At 70.1% G+C, this 20,715-nt stretch carries 20 protein-coding genes and 1 tRNA gene; 4 read left to right on the top strand and 17 right to left on the bottom strand.

Features of this window, described 5'->3' with window-relative positions:
* Nucleotides 1-60: 60 nt before the first annotated feature.
* From C1A38_RS17325 to C1A38_RS17305, 5 genes are read right to left on the bottom strand one after another with little or no spacing between them, the layout of a single operon-like run.
* The gene (locus C1A38_RS17325) at nucleotides 61-492 is read right to left on the bottom strand and encodes a hypothetical protein (RefSeq protein WP_102658851.1); all 432 of its coding nucleotides are present in this window, start codon (nucleotides 490-492) and stop codon (nucleotides 61-63) included.
* A gap of 56 nt (nucleotides 493-548) precedes the next feature.
* Complete coding sequence (locus C1A38_RS17320) at nucleotides 549-1,469, bottom strand: YihY/virulence factor BrkB family protein (RefSeq protein WP_102658850.1); 921 nt, start codon at nucleotides 1,467-1,469, stop codon at nucleotides 549-551.
* A 57-nt stretch (nucleotides 1,470-1,526) separates the two neighbouring features.
* The gene (locus C1A38_RS17315) at nucleotides 1,527-2,096 is read right to left on the bottom strand and encodes a 2'-5' RNA ligase family protein (RefSeq protein WP_102658849.1); all 570 of its coding nucleotides are present in this window, start codon (nucleotides 2,094-2,096) and stop codon (nucleotides 1,527-1,529) included.
* 35 nt (nucleotides 2,097-2,131) lie between these two features.
* The gene (trpS, locus tag C1A38_RS17310) at nucleotides 2,132-3,157 is read right to left on the bottom strand and encodes a tryptophan--tRNA ligase (protein ID WP_102658848.1); all 1,026 of its coding nucleotides are present in this window, start codon (nucleotides 3,155-3,157) and stop codon (nucleotides 2,132-2,134) included.
* Nucleotides 3,158-3,190: 33 nt separating this feature from the next.
* On the bottom strand, nucleotides 3,191-4,183 hold the full coding sequence (locus C1A38_RS17305) for a hemolysin family protein (RefSeq protein ID WP_233196878.1): 993 nt from the start codon (nucleotides 4,181-4,183) through the stop codon (nucleotides 3,191-3,193).
* Nucleotides 4,184-4,229: 46 nt separating this feature from the next.
* Between C1A38_RS17305 and galE the strand changes: the two genes are divergently transcribed.
* Both galE and galK read left to right on the top strand, forming a co-directional pair.
* Entirely contained in the window at nucleotides 4,230-5,249 is a 1,020-nt protein-coding gene (galE, locus tag C1A38_RS17300; RefSeq protein WP_102658846.1) for a UDP-glucose 4-epimerase GalE, read from the top strand.
* Nucleotides 5,246-6,400: a galactokinase gene (galK, locus tag C1A38_RS17295; protein WP_102658845.1), complete on the top strand. Its 1,155-nt coding sequence runs from the start codon at nucleotides 5,246-5,248 to the stop codon at nucleotides 6,398-6,400. Before galE ends, galK begins: the two co-directional genes overlap by 4 nt.
* 672 nt (nucleotides 6,401-7,072) lie before the next feature.
* Here the strand turns inward: galK and cysN are convergent.
* From cysN to C1A38_RS17250, 9 genes are all read right to left on the bottom strand, one after another.
* Nucleotides 7,073-8,395: a sulfate adenylyltransferase subunit CysN gene (gene cysN / locus C1A38_RS17290; protein ID WP_102658844.1), complete on the bottom strand. Its 1,323-nt coding sequence runs from the start codon at nucleotides 8,393-8,395 to the stop codon at nucleotides 7,073-7,075.
* A complete protein-coding gene (cysD, locus tag C1A38_RS17285; protein WP_102658843.1) occupies nucleotides 8,395-9,306 on the bottom strand; it encodes a sulfate adenylyltransferase subunit CysD in 912 nt (303 codons plus the stop codon). The genes cysN and cysD overlap by 1 nt, the downstream gene beginning before the upstream one ends.
* A 74-nt stretch (nucleotides 9,307-9,380) precedes the next feature.
* The gene (locus tag C1A38_RS17280; RefSeq protein ID WP_102658879.1) at nucleotides 9,381-10,184 is read right to left on the bottom strand and encodes an inositol monophosphatase family protein; all 804 of its coding nucleotides are present in this window, start codon (nucleotides 10,182-10,184) and stop codon (nucleotides 9,381-9,383) included.
* Nucleotides 10,185-10,297: 113 nt separating this feature from the next.
* Nucleotides 10,298-10,888, bottom strand: coding sequence for an aminoacyl-tRNA hydrolase (gene pth, locus C1A38_RS17275; protein WP_102658842.1), 591 nt, complete (start codon nucleotides 10,886-10,888; stop codon nucleotides 10,298-10,300).
* Nucleotides 10,889-10,998: 110 nt separating this feature from the next.
* Nucleotides 10,999-11,706, bottom strand: a complete 708-nt coding sequence (locus tag C1A38_RS17270) for a 50S ribosomal protein L25/general stress protein Ctc (RefSeq protein ID WP_102658841.1) — start codon at nucleotides 11,704-11,706, stop codon at nucleotides 10,999-11,001.
* A 305-nt stretch (nucleotides 11,707-12,011) separates the two neighbouring features.
* The gene (locus C1A38_RS17265) at nucleotides 12,012-12,992 is read right to left on the bottom strand and encodes a ribose-phosphate diphosphokinase (RefSeq protein ID WP_013731491.1); all 981 of its coding nucleotides are present in this window, start codon (nucleotides 12,990-12,992) and stop codon (nucleotides 12,012-12,014) included.
* A gap of 63 nt (nucleotides 12,993-13,055) precedes the next feature.
* Nucleotides 13,056-14,582: a bifunctional UDP-N-acetylglucosamine diphosphorylase/glucosamine-1-phosphate N-acetyltransferase GlmU gene (gene glmU, locus C1A38_RS17260; protein ID WP_502696942.1), complete on the bottom strand. Its 1,527-nt coding sequence runs from the start codon at nucleotides 14,580-14,582 to the stop codon at nucleotides 13,056-13,058.
* A 101-nt stretch (nucleotides 14,583-14,683) separates the two neighbouring features.
* Nucleotides 14,684-14,755 (bottom strand) — tRNA-Gln (locus tag C1A38_RS17255).
* A 37-nt stretch (nucleotides 14,756-14,792) separates the two neighbouring features.
* The gene (locus C1A38_RS17250; protein WP_102658839.1) at nucleotides 14,793-15,635 is read right to left on the bottom strand and encodes a helix-turn-helix domain-containing protein; all 843 of its coding nucleotides are present in this window, start codon (nucleotides 15,633-15,635) and stop codon (nucleotides 14,793-14,795) included.
* Nucleotides 15,636-15,763: 128 nt separating this feature from the next.
* Between C1A38_RS17250 and C1A38_RS17245 the strand changes: the two genes are divergently transcribed.
* Both C1A38_RS17245 and C1A38_RS17240 read left to right on the top strand, forming a co-directional pair.
* A complete protein-coding gene (locus C1A38_RS17245) occupies nucleotides 15,764-16,717 on the top strand; it encodes an acyl-CoA desaturase (protein ID WP_102658838.1) in 954 nt (317 codons plus the stop codon).
* A gap of 114 nt (nucleotides 16,718-16,831) precedes the next feature.
* Nucleotides 16,832-17,515 (top strand): TetR/AcrR family transcriptional regulator, encoded by a 684-nt coding sequence (locus C1A38_RS17240; RefSeq protein ID WP_102658878.1) that lies wholly within the window; start codon nucleotides 16,832-16,834, stop codon nucleotides 17,513-17,515.
* A gap of 60 nt (nucleotides 17,516-17,575) precedes the next feature.
* Here the strand turns inward: C1A38_RS17240 and C1A38_RS17235 are convergent, their stop codons facing one another.
* The 3 genes from C1A38_RS17235 to C1A38_RS17225 form a co-directional block, all read right to left on the bottom strand.
* On the bottom strand, nucleotides 17,576-18,055 hold the full coding sequence (locus C1A38_RS17235; RefSeq protein WP_102658877.1) for a DUF4383 domain-containing protein: 480 nt from the start codon (nucleotides 18,053-18,055) through the stop codon (nucleotides 17,576-17,578).
* A gap of 212 nt (nucleotides 18,056-18,267) precedes the next feature.
* Entirely contained in the window at nucleotides 18,268-18,723 is a 456-nt protein-coding gene (locus tag C1A38_RS17230; RefSeq protein WP_102658837.1) for a DUF4383 domain-containing protein, read from the bottom strand.
* Between the two features lie 140 nt (nucleotides 18,724-18,863).
* On the bottom strand, nucleotides 18,864-20,660 hold the full coding sequence (locus tag C1A38_RS17225) for an ABC-F family ATP-binding cassette domain-containing protein (RefSeq protein WP_102658836.1): 1,797 nt from the start codon (nucleotides 20,658-20,660) through the stop codon (nucleotides 18,864-18,866).
* Nucleotides 20,661-20,715 lie beyond the last annotated feature (55 nt).

Raw genomic sequence — 20,715 nt, 5'->3', positions numbered from 1 at the left:
CCCGGCCGACGCCTACCGACACCCGGCTCGCTGCCGGTGGCGCACCAGGCCAACCGCCGGTCAACCGTCGGTCAACTGGGCGGCGATCCGGGCAAAACCGGCACGCAGCTCGGTCACGTCCGGCACCGGCAGCGGGCCGGTGACGTGGTCGTCCTCGGCCGCCAGCTCCTCCTCGTCGATGGTGTCCTCGTAGTCGCCGTAGAGGTCGGCCCGCTCCACCTGGACCGTCTCGTCCGCGGCAGCGAGTTGGGCGGCGGCGATCTCGCCCCGGATCTGGTCCACGGAGACCGCAGGTATCAGCGGCTCGACCACCGCCATCAGCTCGTCGTCGGCGACCAGCGCCTCGGCCAGGGCCAGCGCGTGCGGTCGCTCGTACGGACCACAGACCACCGGCTCCCACTCGTCGTCACCGAGCGGACCGAACGTGATGATCCACGGCAGCTCGCTCAACGGCGAGTCGCTCGGCAGGTCCAACGTCACGAGTGCCCCCACCGGCCCATCATCGCCGCTGCCCGAACCTCCCGCGGAAGGTTCGGCACATCACCGGATCAACCAGCCCCGCCCGGGGTACCCGGATCGGTGTCCGAATCGAGATCGGAGCGCCGGCCACCCGCCAGGTCCACCACCCGGCCGCGCCGGCTGGTCGCCGCCAACGCCGCGCCGAAGAGCACCAACTGGTTGAGCAGGTACAGGTAGACCAGCAGGCCCACGGCGGTGGCCACCACGGTGTACGCCGGGTTGTGCTCGACCCGCCCCACCCAGAACCGGCCGACCGTGTTGAGCAGGGTGATGCCGATCGCGACCAGCAGCACGATCGGCCGCAGCCGCGCCCGACTCATCTGCACCCGAGGCACCACGATCAGCATCAGGGTGGCCAACACCGCGTTGACAAGCACGCTGAGCACCGCGCTGACCGTGGTCAACCCGACCGATCCGGTGCTGCGCAGCAGGAAGCGCAGCAGCGACTCCAGCGCGTCCACCGCCGCCACCGAGGCGCCGAGCAGCACGAAGACCACGAGCAGCACCCCGAGATCGACGAGCCGGCGGACGACCAGGTTGCCCGGATGCTGGTGGAGACCGTGGATCAGCCGCTGCGAGGAACGGATCGCCTCGACCCAGCCGATCCCGGTCAGGATCAGGATCAGCAGACCCACCACCCCGACCGTGCCGCTGCTCTCGGCGACCTGGGCCGGATCGAGGAACGGCAGATTCTCCCCGAGGAACTCCTCCGCCGCCGCGCGTACCTCGTCGTTGTCGTCGAGGAGGGCACCGAACGCCGCGTACGCCACGAGCGCGAGCGCGAAGACCGCGAAGAAGCCGTAGTACGCGATCGCGGCGGCCAGCCGACCACCCTGAAGATCGGTGTAGCGCACCCCGGCCCGCCACAGATGCCCGAAGGCCGGCCAGCGGTGCCGGGCGGCGCTGAGTCGGCGGTCGATGCCCGCCTCGACCCGCCCCAGGAGGTTCACCTCGTCATCCTCGCCGCTTCCTCGTCACCGCGCTCGCTCCTCGGCACGGCCGGAGGATCAACCGCCCAGCCGGAAGTCCCGGCGGGGCTGGAACCGGGCCTCACCACTGTGCGAGAAAAGCGTGAAATGCTCCACCTCGAACATCGCCGAGAAGTCCGCCAGATCCTCGTACGCCTGATCCAGGGCCTCCGGCGCGACATCCTGCGCCACCGTCACGTGCGGGTGGTAGGGGAAGCGCAGTTCCCGCTGCAACTCGGGAGCGGCGTTGATCGCCGCGGCCAGCAGTTCGCACTCGCTGATGCCGGCGGCGACCGCGACGAAAACCACCTGGGTCACCGGCCGGAACGTGCCGGTACCCCGCAGATGCAGGGTGAACGGCAGGTGGGCGGCGGCGACCTGGACGAGGTGCCGCTCCACCGCGGGCAGCGCGGACACCGGGATCTCGGTCGGCCCGAGCAGGGTCACATGTGCCGGCACCGTGTTCAGGTCGCCGGACGCCAACCGACGCCGGGTCAGCGTGCCGCCCCACGGCTCGGGGATGTCCACCGCGATGCCGATCTGGATGGTGTCGCCGGCATCCGGCGCCCCGCTCCCATGATCCACGTTCCGCGCCACTCCTTCGGCCACCGACCTGTCCGGACCGCTCGCGCTGCCGCGAACAGCTACTCGCCGCGTACCGGCGGGAAGAAGCCCACCCGTTCGTACGCCTTGAGCAGTGTCGGCACCGCCAGCCGCCGCGCCTTCTCCGCCCCGGCGGCGAGCAGCTTGTCCAGCTGGGCCGGGTCCTCCAGGTAGGAGCGGGTCCGCGCCTGGATCGGCGTGACGAACTCCCGGACCACCTCGGCGAGATCCTTCTTCAGATCGCCGTAGCCCTTGCCGTCGTACGCCGCGACCAAGTCGTCGATCCCGCGCCCGCTCAGCGCGGAGTAGATGGTCAGCAGGTTGGAGATGCCCGGCTTGGTCTCCTCGTCGAAGACGATCTCCCGACCGGTGTCGGTGACCGCCGAGCGGATCTTCTTGGCCGAGCGGGCCGGATCCTCCAGCAGGTCGACGATGCCCGCCGGAGAGGACGACGACTTGGACATCTTCGCCGTCGGGTCCTGCAGATCGGTGATCTTCGCGGTGGCCTTGACGATGTGTGGGGCGGGCACCGTGAAGGTCGGCCCGAAGTGGCTGTTGAACCGCTGCGCCAGATCCCGGGACAGCTCCAGGTGCTGACGCTGGTCCTCGCCCACCGGCACCGCGTTGGCCTGGTAGAGCAGGATGTCGGCGGCCTGCAGGATCGGGTACGTGAACAGGCCCACGCTGGCCCGCTCGTTGCCCTGCTTCTGCGACTTGTCCTTGAACTGCGTCATCCGGCTGGCCTCACCGAACCCGGTGAGGCAACCCAGCACCCAGGCCAGCTGCGCGTGCTCGGGCACCTGCGACTGCACGAACAGCGTGCACCGCTCCGGGTCCAGGCCGACGGCGAGCAGCTGCGCGGCGGCCACCCGGCTGCGCTGATGCAGCACCTTCGGGTCGTGCCCGGCGGTGATGGCATGCAGGTCGACCACGCAGTAGACGGCGTCGTGCGACTCCTGCAACGCCACCCAGTGCCGCACCGCACCCAGGTAGTTGCCGAGGTGGAACGAGTCGGCCGTCGGCTGGATGCCGGAGAAGACGCGCGGGCGGGCAGGTACGTCGGACATGCCGGCAATTCTGTCAGCATCACCCGGCGTACGTCATGACGGGCTGGCCGGTCCGGTCGGGCTGGCGGATCGGCCCACCGTCCGCCGTTGTTCGGGCAGGCGGCCGGCGGTGACCGCGAGCCGAGCCACCCGACGCCCGTCGAGCGTCAGCACCCGCAGCAGCCAACCCCCGCCGATCCCGGACGGATCGGGCACCGGAACCTCGTCACCCGGCATGGGCAGCCGCCCGAGCGCGGCCATCACGAACCCGCCCACCGTCTCGTACGGCCCGACGGGCAACACCACAGAGGTGCGTTCGGCGAAATCGGCGAGATTCAGCCGCCCCTCCACCACCGCCGGCAGCCCGGCCAGCTCCGGCTCCGGCACCTCGGCGTACTCGTCGTGGATCTCCCCGACCAGTTCCTCGATCAGATCCTCGCAGGTGACGATGCCCGCCGTACCGCCGTACTCGTCGATCACCACGGCCAGGTGGTGCCCCTCCCGCCGCATCTCGGTCAACGCGGCGAGCACCCGCTTGCTGGCCGGCAACCGCTTGACCTCCCGGACCAGGGCACCGACAGTGGTGCCCGGATCGCGGTCCGGATGCCACAGCACGTCGCGCAGGTGCACGAAGCCGACCACATCGTCATGGGTGCCGTCGACCACCGGATAACGGGTGTGCATGCCGGCCCGGACCAGCGGCTCGGCCTCGGCGAGGGTCAACGCCGCCGACAGGAACACCACCTCGGTGCGGGGCATCATCACCTCACGCACCAGACTCGCCCCGGCCACCAACACCTCGTCGATGATGCGCCGGCCCACCGGATCGAGCACCGTGTTCGCGGCGACCAGGTCGCGTAGCTCCGCCTCGCTGATCCGCTCCCGACCGGCGGCCGGGCCCGTGCCCAGCAACGCCGTGACCAGCCGCAACCCACCGTCGACCGCCCGGACCACCACCCGGGCCACCGCCCGGGCGAGCCGCCCAGGCTCGCGGCGGGGCTGGGATGGCCACCGCCGCCGGGATCCGCGCCGACGCGCTGCCCGCATGACAGTGATGGTAGTCAGCACGGCCGCCGTAGGCTGTCCTCACCACATGGCCACACCGAACGGGCCAGGCAGGAGGACCGAGGTGAAACTGCTCGTCACCGGCGGCGCCGGCTTCATCGGCAGCGTGGTGACCCGGATGCTGCTCGACGCGGGTCACCAGGTCGTCGTCCTGGACGATCTACGGACCGGTCACCGGGAAGCCCTCGCCCCCGACGCCACATTCGTCGAGGCAGGCATCCACGACGCGGCGCGGGTGCTCACCCCAGAGGCCGGCTTCGACGGCGTGTTGCACTTCGCCGCGCTGATCGCCGCCGGTGAGTCGATGGTCGCCCCGGAGCGGTACTGGCACAACAACACAGTCGGATCGCTGGCCCTGCTCGACGCGGTCCGCGCCGCCGGCGTACCCCGGCTGGTCTTCTCCTCCACCGCCGCCGTCTACGGCAACCCGGTCGAGCTGCCCATCGTCGAGACCGCCATCAAGGCCCCCACCAACACGTACGGGGCGACCAAACTCGCCGTCGACATGGCGCTCACCTCCGAGGCGATCGGGCACGGCCTGGCCGCCGTCTCGCTGCGCTACTTCAACGTCGCCGGGGCGTACCTCGACGGTGACACCGCCCTCGGCGAACGCCACGACCCGGAGACCCACCTCATCCCGATCGCGCTGGAGGTGGCCGCCGACCGGCGGGACAAGCTGCAACTGTTCGGCGACGACTACCCCACGATCGACGGCACCTGCGTACGCGACTACATCCACGTCGCCGACCTGGCCCGGGCCCACCTGCTCGCCCTCGGCGCGGCCGTCCCCGGGCAGCACCGCATCTACAACCTCGGCAACGGCAACGGCTTCACCAACCGGCAGGTGGTCGAGGTGGTCCGCGAGGTCACCGGCCATCCCGTTCCGGTCGAGATGGCGCCCCGCCGCGAAGGTGACCCGGCCGAGTTGGTCGCCTCCGCCGCGCTGGCCCGCGCCGAACTCGGCTGGGAGCCGCAGAAGCCGACCCTGCACGACATGATCACCGACGCCTGGGCCTTCTACCGCACGCAACGACTGGCCCAACCGTGACCGTCGCCGACCGCGCCGCTGCCGGCTTCCACCAGGTGTACGCCCAGCCGCCCGCCGGCCGCTGGGCGGCTCCCGGACGGGTCAACCTGATCGGCGAGCACACCGACTACAACGACGGCTTCGTGCTGCCCTTCGCGCTCCCTCTGCGTACCGTCGCCGCCGCCGCGCCGCAGCCCGGCGAGACCTGGACGGTCTGGTCCGAGCTGACCGGCGAGACGGTCGACTTCGGTGCCGCCGAAGTGACCGGCGCCGGCCGGGTCACCGGCTGGGCCGGCTACGTGGCGGGCATCGTCTGGGCGCTGCGCGAGGCCGGTTACCAGGTGCCCGGCGCCCGACTGGCGATCGCCTCCGACGTGCCGCTCGGCGCCGGCCTGTCCTCCTCCGCCGCGCTGGAGGCCGCCGTGCTCGCCGCCCTGGTCGACCTCGGTGGCCTCGACCTGCCCGCCGAGGCCCAGCCCCGGCTGGCTCAGCGCGCCGAGAACCACTACGTCGGCGCACCCACCGGAATCATGGACCAGTCGGCGGCGATCCGCTGCCGCGCCGGGCACGCACTGTTCCTCGACTGCCGCACCGAACAGGTGGAACACATCCCGTTCGACCTGAACGCCGCAGGTCTCGCCATCCTCGTGATCGACAGCAACGCCCCGCACCGCCACGTCGACGGCGAGTACGCGGCCCGCCGCAACAGCTGCGAGAAGGCCGCCGCCCTGCTCGACGTACCCGCGCTGCGGGACGTCCCGACCGACGGCCTCGACGACACGCTGGCCCGACTCCCCGACGACGAGACCCGCCGCCGGGTCCGACACGTGGTCACGGAGAACCAGCGGGTGCGCGACACCGTCGAGCTGCTGCGCGCCCGACAGATCCAGCAGATCGGCCCGCTGCTCGTCGCCTCACACACCTCCATGCGCGACGACTTCGCCATCACCGTTCCCGAGGTCGACACCGCCGTCGAGGCAGCCCTCGCCGCCGGGGCACTCGGTGCCCGGATGACCGGTGGCGGCTTCGGTGGCTGCGTACTCGCCCTGGTCGAAGCCGACCACTCCGACACGGTCGCGAACGCCGTCACCGGCGCGTACGCCCGACGGGGGTTCACCGCCCCCACCCACACCACCGTCACCCCCGCCACCGGCGCCACCCGCCTCGACTGACCCGCTCCCGCCCTCGCTTGCTCAAGCCCCGCTGCACGCTGCCCACGCCCAACGCCCCGCGCGCTGCGCGCTCGGAAGCCACTCGATCCCAGATCGAGCACGATCTCAGTGTGAAATGCCGGCAGGAGCGCGGATGCGATCGGCGTGGTGCGCCCCGACTCGCCCGCGCCGCGCGCCTTGAATGGCGCGGAACCTTCGAGTGCCGGGCACACGCCGCCCGGAACGCTGAGGCAACCGCACTCTGGACGCTGGAACGCACGCCCACGCACCTTCGCCAACTCCGGGAAGACATCCGCTCCCCTGGGTACGGCGCGGCCCGGAAGCAGGCCCGTGGTCCCGGTCGCTGGCGTGCGGGCACGGAAGCCAGGGCGCGCTGAGCCCTGCGCCGACACCCCCGCGATCAGGCCGAGGCCTGCGCACAGCTTACGAGTTCGGTCACCGCACCTCCCGCGCATCGGGCGCGTGATGCAGGTAAGCAGTCGCGCGAGCCAGAAGCAGGCGCGCGGACCGGAAGCAGGCCAGTGTGTCCGGAAGCGGGTGCGTGGCCCGGAGGCGGGTGTGGCCCGCGCGGCACGGATGCGGCGCGGGCCGTCACGACGAGTCGGGTTGACGAGGGAGGTTGGGCAGGGTCAGGGGGCAGCGGGGCCGGCCGGAGGTGCCGGCCGGCGCGGCTCAGCCGGCTTCGACGATCATGCCGGCACCGACCGTGCGGTTGGTGCTCTCGTCGATGATGACGAAGCCGCCGGTGGTGCGGTTGCGGCGGTACTCGTCGGCGAGCAGCGGGACGGTGGTCCGCAGGCGGACCCGACCGATCTCGTTGAGCCGCAGCTCGCTCGCCGACTCGTCCCGGTGCAGCGAGTTGATGTCCAGGCGGTAGTGCAGGCCACGGACGATCGCCCGGGCCGCACGGGTGGTGTGCTTGATCGCGTACTTGCCGCCGACCTGCAACGGACGGGTCTCGTCCATCCAGCAGACCATCGCCTCGATGTCCTGCGCGACCGCGGGCGCGTTGTTCGGACGACAGATCATGTCGCCCCGGGAGATGTCGATCTCGTCTTCCAGCCGTACCGTCACCGACATCGGCGGGAACGCCTCCGCGACCGGGCCGTCGGCGGTCTCCACCGACGAGATCCGGCTGGTGAAGCCGGACGGCAGCACCATCACCTCGTCGCCCGGCTTGAGCACGCCGGAGGCCACCTGACCGGCGTAACCCCGGTAGTCGGTGACCGTGGTCGACTGCGGGCGGATGACGTACTGCACCGGGAAGCGGACGTCGACCAGGTTCCGGTCGCTGGCGATGTGCACCCGCTCCAGGTGGTGCAGCAGCGCCGGGCCTTCGTACCAGGGCATGCTCTCCGAGCGGGTGACGATGTTGTCACCCTTGAGCGCGGAGATCGGCACCACGGTCAGGTCCGGCACGTCCAGCTTCGCCGCGAACGCGGTGAACTCGTCGGCGATCCGGTCGAAGACCTCCTGCGAGTAGTCGACCAGATCCATCTTGTTCACGCAGAGCACCAGGTGCGGCACCCGCAGCAGGGAGCAGAGGAAGGCGTGCCGGCGCGACTGCTCCACCAGGCCCTTACGGGCGTCCACCAGGATCAACGCCAGGTCGGCGGTGGAGGCGCCGGTGACCATGTTCCGGGTGTACTGGATGTGCCCGGGGGTGTCGGCGATGATGAACTTGCGACGCGGCGTGGCGAAGTAGCGGTACGCGACGTCGATGGTGATGCCCTGCTCCCGCTCGGCCCGCAGACCGTCGGTGAGCAACGCCAGGTTTGTGTACTCGTCGCCCCGGGCCGCGCTGACCGCTTCCACCGCGGCCAACTGGTCGGTGAACAGCGACTTGGTGTCGTACAGCAGCCGACCGATCAGGGTCGACTTGCCGTCGTCCACACTGCCGGCCGTGGCGAACCGCAGCAGATCCATCGGGCGGGCCTCCGCCACGGCGCGGGTCGGGTCCGCCGCGTCGCCCGGCGCGAGCGTCTCGGTGGTCATCAGAAGTAGCCCTCTCGCTTGCGGTCCTCCATCGCGGCCTCACTGACCCGGTCGTCACCCCGGGTGGCCCCGCGCTCGGTGATCCGGGTCGCGGCGACCTCCTCGATGACCTTCTCGACGGTGTCCGCGTCCGAGCGGACCGCCGCCGTGCAGGAGGCGTCGCCGACCGTCCGGTACCGCACCCGGGCCTTGAACCGGTCCTCGCCGGCACGGGCCGGCAGGAACTCGTTTACCGCGTAGAGCATCCCGTCGCGCTCGACCACCTCACGCTCGTGCGCGTAGTAGATCGACGGAAGCTCGATCCGCTCCCGGGCGATGTAGTGCCACACGTCCAGCTCGGTCCAGTTGGACAGCGGGAACACCCGGATCGACTCGCCCGGGTGGTGCCGCCCGTTGTACAGCGACCACAGCTCCGGTCGCTGGTTCTTCGGGTCCCACTGGCCGAACTCGTCGCGGAAGCTGAACACCCGCTCCTTGGCGCGGGCCTTCTCCTCGTCCCGGCGAGCCCCGCCGAAGAGCGCGTCGAAGCGGTGCTTCTCCACCGCGTCCAGCAGCACCGGCGTCTGGATCCGGTTACGCATCCCGTCCGCCGACTCCCGGACCAGCCCGCTGGCCAGGGCCTCCGGCACGCTGGCCACCACCAGTTGCAGGCCCAGCTCGGCGACCCGACGGTCGCGGTAGTCCAGCACCTCGGGGAAGTTGTGGCCGGTGTCCACGTGCATCACCGGGAACGGGATCTGCGCCGGGGCGAACGCCTTCTGCGCCAGCCGGAGCATGACGATCGAGTCCTTGCCGCCGGAGAAGAGCAGCACCGGTCGCTCCATCTCGGCGACCACTTCACGCATCACGAAGATGCTCTCCGCCTCCAGGGCGTCGAGATGGGTGACCTGGTAGGCCGCGGTCGCGGTCATGACACCGACTCGATTCGCTCGCTCATCCGCTTTCCAGACCTTTCCGGTCGGGGATGTCAGAAAGTAGCGCCAGGCTACCCGCCATGCCGGCGCAGCGCTGCAAGTAACCGGCTGGCGAGATCCTTGCGGCACACCAACAGATCAGGCAGACGGGGGTCCGCCTCGTTGTATTTCAGCGCAGAACCGTCGATCCGGGAAGCGTGCAGTCCGGTGGCCGTCGCCACAGCCACCGGCGCCGCCGAATCCCACTCGTACTGCCCGCCCGCGTGGATGTACGCGTCCACCTCACCGGTCACCACCGCGGCGATCTTCGCGCCGGCCGATCCCATCGGCACCAACTGCGCCCCGACCTCCTCGGCCAGGTCGGTCAGGAACGCCGGCGGCCGGCTCCGACTGGCCGCCAGGCGCAACCGGCCCGCACCACCGACCGACACCGACGGGTACGCGGGCGGCTGGTCCGTCGCCAACACCCGCTGCTGTGCCGGCAACCCGACAGCACCCGCGACCAGACCGTGGGACGCCGAGGCGTCCCGCGCCCACAGCGCCACGTGCACCGCCCAGTCCGTACGCCCCTGCTCGCTGAATTCCCGCGTACCGTCCAACGGGTCGATGATCCACACCCGGTCGGCGGTCAACCGCGACCCGGCCCCCGCATCGCCCTGCGCCGCGGACGCCTGACGGGACCCCTCGTCCTCCTCGGAGAGCACCGCGTCACCCGGACGCCACCTCGCCAACTCGGCCCGGATCAGATCATGCGAGAGCTTGTCCCCGGCCGCCTTCAACGCGGCGGGATCGTCGAACCCCAGCTCCGCCCGCAGGCCCACCAGCGCCTCACCCGCCCGGGCCGCCAACCAGCGGGCAAACTCCCCGTCCACCATCGGAGGACTGCTGCTCATGCCCCGCGCTCCCGTCGCACTCCGTCTACGCCGAGCAGCCGCCCCGCTCGGCCGCGAACCCGCACCCTATCGACCAGCCGCCCGGCCGGCCGTCCTCAGGAGCCGTGGTACAGATTCTGCGTCGGCTCCACACCCCGGGTGATCACCGACTCCACCACATCGGCGGCCCGGTCCACCAGGAAGTCCAACTCCTTGCGCTCCGCCGCGCTGAAATCCGACAGCACATAGTCCGCCGGATCCTGCCGCCCCGGCGGACGACCGATGCCGAACCGCACCCGCACATAGTCCTTTGTGGCAAGCGACTTCGACATCGAGCGCAGCCCGTTGTGCCCGCCCTCACCGCCGCCGAACTTCACCCGCACCTGGCCGTACTCGATGTCCAGCTCGTCGTGCACGGCGACCACCTGAGCCGCCGGCACCTTGAAGAACTGCGCCAGGCTGGCCACCGGACCACCTGAGAGGTTCATGTACGTCAACGGCTTGAGCAGCACCAGCTTCGGCCCGCCGAAACCCAGCCGCGCCTCGGCCACATCCGCCATCGCCCGCTTGTACCGGCCGAACTTCACACCCAACCGGTCAGCCAGCAGATCGGCCACCATGAACCCGACGTTGTGCCGGTTGCCCGCGTACTCCCGACCCGGGTTGCCCAGCCCGACCACCAGCCACGGCCCGGTCTCGTCCGTCACCGCCCGTTCCCTCCGTCATCGTCGCCCGTGGCGAAGCCGCAGGCGAGCCCGGTACGCCGACAGGCGCCCCCGGAGAACCGGGGACGCCTGTCGCACAGCCTACGAACCGATCAGGCCTCGGTCTTCGCCTCGGCGGTCTCCTCGCCACCCGCAGCCGCCGGCTCACCGGCCTCGGCACCCTCGGACGACTCGGCACCCTCCTCGCCGACCCCGGCCTCGACCTCGGCGTCGGCCACCTCGACCTCGGGCAGCGTCGCCTCGAGCTGCTCGGCGGTCGGCGCAGCGGTCACCGTGGCGACCGCCTGCTCCGGGTCACCGGCCAGCTCCACGCCAGCCGGCAGCTCGACGTCCGCGGCGGTGACCTGGGCACCCGGCTCGGCACCCTCGATCGAGGCCTCCAGGTGATCCGGCACCTTGGTCGCCTCGGCGGTCACCGACACCGTGTCGTGGTCGTGCACGATCAGGGTGTCCTTCGCGGCCTCACCGGTCAGCTCGACCGGCACCTCGACGGTGACCTTCTCGCCCCGACGCACCAGCAGCAGGTCGACGTGCTCGAAGGTGTCCTTGATCGGGTCACGCTGAATCGCCTTCGGCAGCGCCAGCGCCTGGGTGCCGTCGCTCACCTCGATCGCGAACAGCTGGTTCGCGCCGCCCTTACGGATGGCCGCCGCGAACTCACGGGCCGGCAGCGCGATGTGCTTGGGCTTCTCACCGTGCCCGTACAGCACGGCGGGCACCTTGCCGGCCCGGCGGGTACGACGGGCACCACCCTTGCCGAACTCGGTGCGGGGCTCGGCGCTGATCTTTACCTCGGACACGGGAAAACTCCTGATGCTTCGCTGCGGCAGCTTGTCGTCTGGCGGTGCTGGGCGGGGGGCTCGCAGGGGCTCATGCGTCAGCAGACTGCCCGGAGCACCGCGTCGATCACGGTGCCTCCGTGCGGCGCTTTTCAGCGGCCCGCAGGGCACCCTCGCCGTGGCAACCGCACCAGTCTACCCGAGCGGAATCCCGAAGTTCCGGCAGTCCCCGTACCACCGCCACCGACCGACCCGCAGCCCTTTTCCGCAGGCATCGGTCCAGGATGAATCCGGACGAGTCGACCGACCCGTCCGGATCCCGTCGATCAGCTCAGACCACCGAACAGGGTGGTCACCGAACCGTCGTCGAACACCTCGCGGATGGCCCGCGCCAGCAGCGGCGCGATGGACAGCACGGTCAGCTTGTCGAGCTGCTTCTCCGGCGGCAACGGCAACGTGTTGGTCACCACCACCTCGCTGATCGGGCTGTTCTTCAACCGCTCCGTCGCCGGGTCGGAGAGCAACGCGTGGGTGGACGCCACGATCACATCCGCCGCACCGGACTCCTTCAGGATGTCCGCCGCCTTGCAGATCGTGCCGCCGGTGTCGATCATGTCGTCGACGATCAGGCAGACCCGACCCTCGACCTCACCGACCACCCGGTTCGCCACCACCTGATTCGGCTTCAACGGATCCCGGGTCTTGTGGATGAACGCCAGCGGGCAGCCGCCCAACCGGTCGGTCCACCGCTCGGCCACCCGTACCCGACCCGAATCCGGGGCGACCACCGTCATCGGCCGCCCCGCGTACCTGCGCTCCACGTACTCGGCCAGGATGTCCATCGCGAAGAGGTGATCCACCGGCCCGTCGAAGAACCCCTGGATCTGCGCGGTGTGCAGATCCACGGTGAGGATCCGGTTGGCCCCCGCCGTCTTCAACAGGTCGGCCACCAGCCGCGCCGAGATCGGCTCCCGGCCACGGTGCTTCTTGTCCTGCCGCGAGTACGGATAGAACGGCAGAACCACGGTGATGCGCTTGGCGGAACCCCGCTTCAACGCGTCCACCATGATCAGGGTCTCCATGACCCACGTGTTCACCCCATGCGTGACGGACTGCACCACGAAGGCGTCCGAACCACGCACCGAGTCCTTGAACCGTACGAAAATCTCGCCATTGGCGAATTCGTACGCGTCGGCCGGCGTCGGCGCGACGCCGAGCACCTCGCCGATCTCCTTGGCCAGCTCCGGAAAGCCACGTCCGGAAAAGAGCATCAGGCTCTTGCGGTTTTCGGCGACGATGCTGCCCATGGGCCCGTCTGCTCCCGTATTTGGTCGGTGGTACCCGGCCTGGAGGTGGTAGCTGGCCGGGGACTATTCGGTTGCAGTATCTCCCGCCTCGGTCGCCGCGCCCACCGACTCGGCAGTGCCGTGGATTGCCTCACCTTCACTTGCGGCCGGCACCTGGGACGATCCACCCTGCAACGCCCGCTCGGCCGCCTGCGCCGACACCGTTCCCGGCCGCTTACGCGCCACCCACCCCTCGATGTTGCGCTGCGGCGCCCGGGTCACCCCGAGGGCACCCGGCGGCACATCCGTGCTGATCGCACTGCCCGCCGCCACGTACGCCCCCGCACCCACCTCGACCGGCGCGATCAGATTCGTGTCACAGCCCACGAACGCGCCCTCGCCGACCACGGTGCGGCTCTTGTTGACCCCGTCGTAGTTCACGAAGATCGTCGCCGCGCCGATGTTCGCCCGCGCCCCGATCGTCGCGTCACCCACGTACGACAGGTGCGGCACCTTGGCACCCGCACCCAACTCGGAGTTCTTCACCTCGACGAACGTGCCGACCTTCGACTTCTCCGCCAACCGGGCGTCCGGCCGCAGATAGGCGTACGGCCCGACGCTGGCCCCCGGGCCGACCTCCGCACCGATCGCGTGGCTACGCAGCACCGTCGCACCGGCGTGCACCACCGTGTCGATCAACGTCACGTCCGGGCCGACCACCGCGCCACTACCCACCACCGAACCGCCGCGCAGCTGGGTGTTCTGGTCCACCACCGCGTCCCGGTCCAGCGCCACCGTCACGTCGATCCAGGTCGTGGCCGGGTCGAGCAGGCTCACCCCGGCACGCATCCAGCGCTCGTTCACCCGGTCCCGCAGCAGCCGCCGCAGCCCCGCCAGCTCCACCCGGTCGTTGCAGCCGAGCGTCTCGGTGTGGTCGCCGGCCAGGTGCACCGCCACCGGCTCCCCGGCCGAGCCCAGCAGCCCGAAGACGTCGGTCAGGTACTCCTCGCCCTGGTCGTTGTCGGTGGACAGCTTGCCCAGCACGTCCCGCAGGCGGGCCGCGTCGAACGCGTAGATCCCGGCGTTGATCTCCCGGATCGCCAACTGGTCCGCGGTGGCGTCGCGCTGCTCGACGATCTGCTCCAGCCGGCCAGCCGCGTCACGCACGATCCGACCCAGCCCGGTCGGATCCGGCACCTCGGCGGCCAGCACCGTTGCCGCCGCCCGCTCGCCCTCGTGCGCCGCCACCAGCGCGGCGACCGTCTCCGGACGCAACAGCGGCACGTCACCGTTGAGGACGACCACCGTGCCGGTGGCCTCCGGCGCCGCCTCCAACGCGATCCGCACCGCGTGCCCGGTGCCGAGCTGCTCAGCCTGGTGCACCGCGACGGCCTCCGGCGCCACCTCGGCCAGGTGCGCTCGGACCTGATCCGCGCCGTGCCCCACCACCACCATCGTCCGCTGCGCCGCCAGCGGCTCGGCGGCGCTCAGCACATGCCCGAGCAGGGTGCGACCCAGCAGGGGATGCAACACCTTGGGCAGGGAGGACTTCATCCGTTTGCCCTCACCGGCGGCGAGCACGACGACGGTACGGAGGTGGGGCTCGGGCACGACGTGGCTCCCGTCGGACGCGGACAGTCTCGCGGCCATGCTAACCAGACAATCCGTTGCGATTGGCATGGCCACGAGGATCGGCAGCACTTCCGCCCGTGCTGGGGTGCCTGGATTCGAACCAGGAGCTCAAGGCTCCAAAGGCCTGCGGGTTGCCGTTACCCCACACCCCATTGACATGTCAACCCGTAACGCCACGTCAACCAGTGCTCAGACGTGCCGCACGGACTCGAACAGCCCGGCGATCATACCTTCAATCCGCCAGTAGAGCTCGCGGCTGCCCGGCACGTTGATCACAAGACACCCTCGATAAGCATCGCCCACGTTTCGACGAGCCGTAGTGACCTTGTGTTTCTTCAGCGTCGGACGCTGAAACCGGTCACGAGGCAACGCCAGTTCCTCCGCCCACCAGTCGGCGGCAGCCTCGGCGTCGGCGCTCTCGTGAATGCTCACCCGATAGCTCGGCGCAGCGCGGCCGACTCCGCAGACCTCCAGGAATCGAAGGAAGAGCAACAGCAGCCGCGGGTCACTGTTGACGAACTGCACATGGTCGTCGCGACGCCAAGGCTTGGATTTGGTGCCCTCACACCAGTAGCTGACCGCTCCGAGCAACAGCACGTCCCGGTCGTCGAGCTCGCCGACAACACGGGCAGCCAGGTCGTGCACCGCCGCTTGGGCTTTGTCGCGCTCCTGGCGGTGCGTCGCCCACCTCCCCTCGGTCATGGTCTTGGAGTGGGCTCGGCGGCGTTGCTGTTCCTGCTCCGGGTCGCGGTGCAGCGGAAGGTGGCGCACCCAGAGGTACGCCGTCGACCTGCTGACGCCCAGCCGCTGCGCGATCTCCGGGACGGAGTGCCCCGTCGAGCGCAGCGCGACCGCCTCGGCCCGCAGGTCGTCCCTGGCGTTGGGGCGTCGGGTCCGCTCCGGCGGCGGCACACCGCGCAGCAGCTCGTACACCCGGTTGCGACCGAGGCCGGTGCGGGCCCGGATCTCGCGGACGGAGAGGTGTTCCTCGGTGCGCAGGCGGCGCACCTCGTCGCCGTGCGGGTCGGTCATGCGACGCAGGTTAGGACCGGTGTACGACAACTTTGTCATCGATTCGCTTCGCTGTCTGATGCGATCTACCGGACCCTTAAGTTACGGTGACGTAGCCGTAGATTCGCATTACCGCTGTGTGAGGTGCCATGTCCACCGCCCTACTCGATCCCGGCCCGAAACCACTCACTCAGGGTGCCCAGTCACGCGGAATCCTCGTCGCGCTGTGGGCTTTCGTGGTGATCCCGTTCGCCGCAATTGTCGCCGCCGTGCCGGTGGCCTGGGGTGGCTGGCTCAGTTGGGTCGACGTGGGCGTCGCCGCGTTCTGGTACGTGGTGTCCGGCCTGGGCATCACTGTGGGCTACCACCGTTACTTCACCCACGGCTCGTTCAAGGCGAAGCGGTGGCTGCGGGTGGGCCTGGCCGTTTCCGGCTCGCTCGCCGTGCAGGGCGACATCATCCAGTGGGTGGCGGATCACCGTCGCCACCACGCGTTCTCCGATCTGGAGGGTGACCCGCACTCCCCGTGGCGGTTCGGTCCCACCCTCTGGGGCCTGACCAAGGGGCTGTTCCACGCGCACGTCGGTTGGCTGTTCGGTCGTGAACTGTCCAACCGGGAGCGTTTCGCCCCGGATCTGCTCAACGATCGGGACATCCGGCGGGTGAGCGGGCTCTTCCCCGTACTCGTGATCGTCTCGGTGCTCGGCCCGGCGTTGATGGGTGGGCTGCTGACCTGGTCGTGGCAGGGTGCGTTGACCGCGTTGTTCTGGGGTGGCCTGGTTCGCATCTCGCTGCTGCACCACGTCACCTGGTCGATCAACTCGGTGTGTCACGTGTACGGCGAGCGGCCGTTCATGATGCGTCACGGTGACCGGGCGTCGAACTTCTGGCCGTTGGCGCTTGTGTCGTTCGGCGAGAGCTGGCACAACCTGCATCACGCCGACCCGACGAGTGCCCGGCACGGGGTTCTGCGGGGTCAGATCGACATTTCGGCCCGGGTGATCTGGCTGTTCGAGAAGGTCGGCGCGGCGTGGGACGTGCGCTGGCCGAAGCCGGAACGCCTCGCGGCGAAACGGGTCAAGCCGACGGACCAGGCGGCTTGACGAGGAAGTCGACAGTCCACCGGCAAGTTACCTGGCAGTATGTTCGGGATGACCGGGCAAGAGACAGGCAGCATTCCCCAACAGGGCGTCACCGAGCGCCAACGAGGTGACGCGATGGCCGAGGTTCCCAGCGAGGGAAGCGACAAGCGGCGTCGTACCGTGCGCACCGCGTCGGCCAAGCCGACCCCACGGGTACGCATGTCGGCTGCTCAACGTCGCGAACAGCTGATCTCGATCGGCCGGCAGATCTTCGCCGAGCGCGGCTTCGATGCCACCTCCATCGAGGAGGTGGCATCGCGCGCCAAGGTCTCCAAGCCGGTTGTCTACGAGCACTTCGGCGGCAAGGAAGGGCTCTACGCGGTGGTGGTGGACCGGGAGGTCCGCGCCCTGCTGGATCGGATCACCACCGCGTTGACCGCCGGCCATCCGCGCGAGTTGCTGGAGCAGGCGGCGTTGGCGCTGCTCGGCTACATCGAGGAGGAGACGAGCGGGTTCCGGGTGCTGGTGCGGGAGTCGCCGGTGCTCTCCGCGAGCGGCAATTTCAGCAGCGTGATGAACGACGTGGCGCACCAGGTGGAGCACATCCTGGGCGCGGAGTTCTCCAGCCGGGGGTACGACCCGAAGCTTGCCGAGTTGTACGCGCAGGCGCTGGTGGGCATGGTCGCGTTGACCGGCCGCTGGTGGTTGGAGGTACGCAAGCCACGCAAGGAGACGGTGGCCGCGCACCTGGTGAACCTGTCCTGGAACGGCCTGTCGCATCTGGAGGCGAAGCCGGGGTTGATCACCGCCGGCCGCTGATCACCGCAGGCTGGTCGATCGCCGCAAGCGGTTGATCGCCAGCCGTTGCTCGTCGGGGGGTCAGCGGCGGCGGTGGATCTCGGCGACGGGGTGGTAGCGGCGCTCCCGCTCGGCCTCGGCGTGCTCGGGTGGGCCCACCTTGTCGTAGAGGCCGGTGCCGAGCAGGATCAGCCCGAAGAGCATCGACACGACCACCGTCGACATCGAGAAGTTCAGGAAGTTGGCGCGGGTCTGCAGGAACGACATCATCAGGATGCTGGTGACCAGGAAGACGACTCCGGCGGTCAGGTTCATGTAGTGGCCCAGGTTGCCGCGCCGGGACGCGCCGACGATGAGCACGGCTCCGAAGATCACCGAGGCCAGCGAGAAGGCCAGGTTGGTCCGGAGTCCGAGGGCCCAACTCCCGTCGCGGGCGAACAGCGGTTCACCCCAGGTCGACACGGTGCCCCAGACGCCGAACGCCAGGATGTAGAGCCCGATCAGGCCGGACAGCACCCGGTAGATCGGCCGCGCCGGATGGTTGATGGGAAAGTGTGGCATCGACCCCTCCACGCCACCGGGAACAATCCGGACAATTGTCCCCCACCACCCCCACCGGCGTCAGCCGTTCCCCCAAGGATCACCCACACTCCGGCCGTGCAGCCAGAACGATGCGCAACCACGAAGGGTTTCGCCGGAGCCCGACCCGCGCAGGGATCAAGCCTGGCCGCCCGGAGCGGGTCGGGCGCTGGCGAAACCCCACCGCAACCAGCTCAGAGCACGAGCCGAGCCTTCTGCCAGGCCTCGTGCTCCTCGTCCGTGCCGACCTTGCTGTACATGCCGGACATCAGCAGCGCGAGGCTGAGGAGCATGAGCACGATGACGGTGGCCACGCTGAGGTTGAAGATGTTGGCGTCGGTACGCAGGAAGGCGAGCCCGCCCAGGCTCACCACCATGATCAGGTACGCGCTCCACTGGTTGATCAGCACGTCCAGGTTGCGGCCGATGGCCGTACCGGCCAGCACGACGGCGCCGATCACGATGCTCAGCAGCGAGAAGCCGAGGTTGGTCCCCTGCCCGAGCACCTGAGTGTCGCCCTGACCGAAGAACGGGTCGCCGGTGCTGGCGAAGAAGCCGAGCAGACCGAAGAGCACCAGGTACAGACCGATCAGCCCGCCGAGCGCCCGGTAGATCGGCCGCGCGGGGTGGTTGACGGGGGTGTGGGCCATTTCTGTGTCTCCAACGCCGTTGGGTCAGGGTCTTCCGGGGATTGTCCCGTACCCCACGGTGTGACGCCGCACACGGGGTCCCCGGCAGGTCGGGACGTCGCCGCCCGGCGTCGGCGCATCGTCGAGGAGGGGCAATCAGTTCAGCCGGCGGGGATCTCGTCGGCCAGGGCGAGCCAGGTCTCCTCGATCTGCTCCCGTTCCGCCCGTACCTGGTTGAGCTGGGCGTCCAGCTCGGCGACCTTGTTGTAGTCGGTGGCGTTGGCGGCGAGCTGGTCGAGCAGCGTGGCTTCCTTCTGCTCCAGCTTGCTGACCTGCCGTTCCAACCGGGTCAGTTCCTTGCGGGCCTGTCGGGCCTCGGCGGCGCTCATCCCGCTGGTGGCGGCGGTGGCCGCGGCGGTGGTCGGTGCGGCGTTGAGGCCGGGCCGGTTGGCGGCTCGGCTGAGGTACTCCTCGACACCGCCGGGCAGGTGCACCAGCCGCCCGTCGCCGAACATCCCGTACGCCGTGTCGGCCACCCGCTCGATGAGGTAGCGGTCGTGGCTGGCCACCACGATGGTTCCGGGCCAGGAGTCGAGCAGGTCCTCCAGGGCGGCGAGGGTGTCGGTGTCGAGGTCGTTTGTGGGCTCGTCGAGTAGCAGCACGTTCGGTTCGCCGGCGAGCAGGCGCAGCATCTGCAACCGGCGACGCTCACCACCGGACAGGTCGCCGACGGGGGTCCATAGCCGCCGGTCGTCGAAGCCGAAGACCTCGGCGAGTTGGGCTGCGGAGATCTCCCGGTCGCCGAGGCGTACCCGCCGGGCGACCTCCTCGACGGCTTCGAGGACGCGCAGCTCGCTGGGGAGTTCGCGCAGTTCCTGGGAGAGGAACGCGGGCCGTACGGTGGAGCCGGTGATCAGCCGACCGCCGTCGGGGTGGGTGATGCCGGCGAGCATCCGCAGCAGCGTGGTCTTGCCGGCGCCGTTCGCGCCGAGGATGGCGACCCGGTCGCCGGGGCCGACCTGCCAGGTGGCGTCTTCGAGGATGGTCTTGGGGCCGGCGTGCAGTCGGACGTGCTCCAGGTCGTACACCTGCTTGCCGAGCCGGGCGGTGGCCAGGCGTTGCAGGGAGGTGGTGTCGCGCGGGGGTGGCACGTCGGCGATGAGCGCGTTTGCCGCGTCGATGCGGAACTTCGGCTTGGAGGTCCGGGCCGGTGCGCCTCGGCGCAGCCAGGCGATCTCCTTGCGGAGCAGGTTCTGCCGGCGGGCCTCGGTGGCGGCGGCGACCCGTTCGCGTTCGACGCGGGCCAGGGTCCAGGCCGCGTAGCCGCCCTCGTAGGCGCGGACGGTCTGGTCGGCCACTTCCCAGGTGGTGGTGCAGACCGCGTCGAGGAACCAGCGGTCGTGGGTGACCACGACGAGGGCGCCCTTGCGGCCGAGCAGGTGCCGGGCCAGCCAGTCGACGCCGCCCACGTCGAGGTGGTTGGTGGGCTCGTCGAGGATGAGCAGGTCGGCTTCGCGGACCAGCAGGGCGGCCAGCGCGACGCGGCGGCGTTCGCCGCCGGACATCGGTCCGACCGGGGTGTCGAGGCCGAGGTAGGGCATGCCGAGCCCGTCGAGAATGGCGCGTACGCCCGCGTCGCCGGCCCATTCGTGCTCGGCGCCCATGCTCTCGGCGAGCCATTCGGTGCCGAGCACGACGTCGCGGACGGTGGCGTCGGGGCTGAGGGTGAGGTTCTGGGGCAGCCAGGCGACCCGCAGGTCACGGCGGTGGGTGACGCGGCCGTCGTCGGGTTCCTCGGCGCGGGTGAGCAGCCGCAGCAGCGTCGACTTACCGGCGCCGTTGAGCCCGACCACGCCGATCCGGTCGGCGTCGTCGAGGCCGAGCGAGACGTCGGTGAGCAGCGGCCCGGCGGCGCCGTAGCCCTTGGACACCCGGTCCAGGTTGACGATGTTGGCCACGAACCCACCTCTCATGATCAAGGCGTCCCGGTGCCGGCGGGCACCTGGGGACGCC

Source organism: Verrucosispora sp. ts21 (assembly GCF_002879555.1).
Lineage (GTDB): Bacteria > Actinomycetota > Actinomycetes > Mycobacteriales > Micromonosporaceae > Micromonospora > Micromonospora gifhornensis.
Note: the sequence above shows the minus strand (reverse complement) of the source record. Positions and strands in the feature narration are given on the sequence as shown.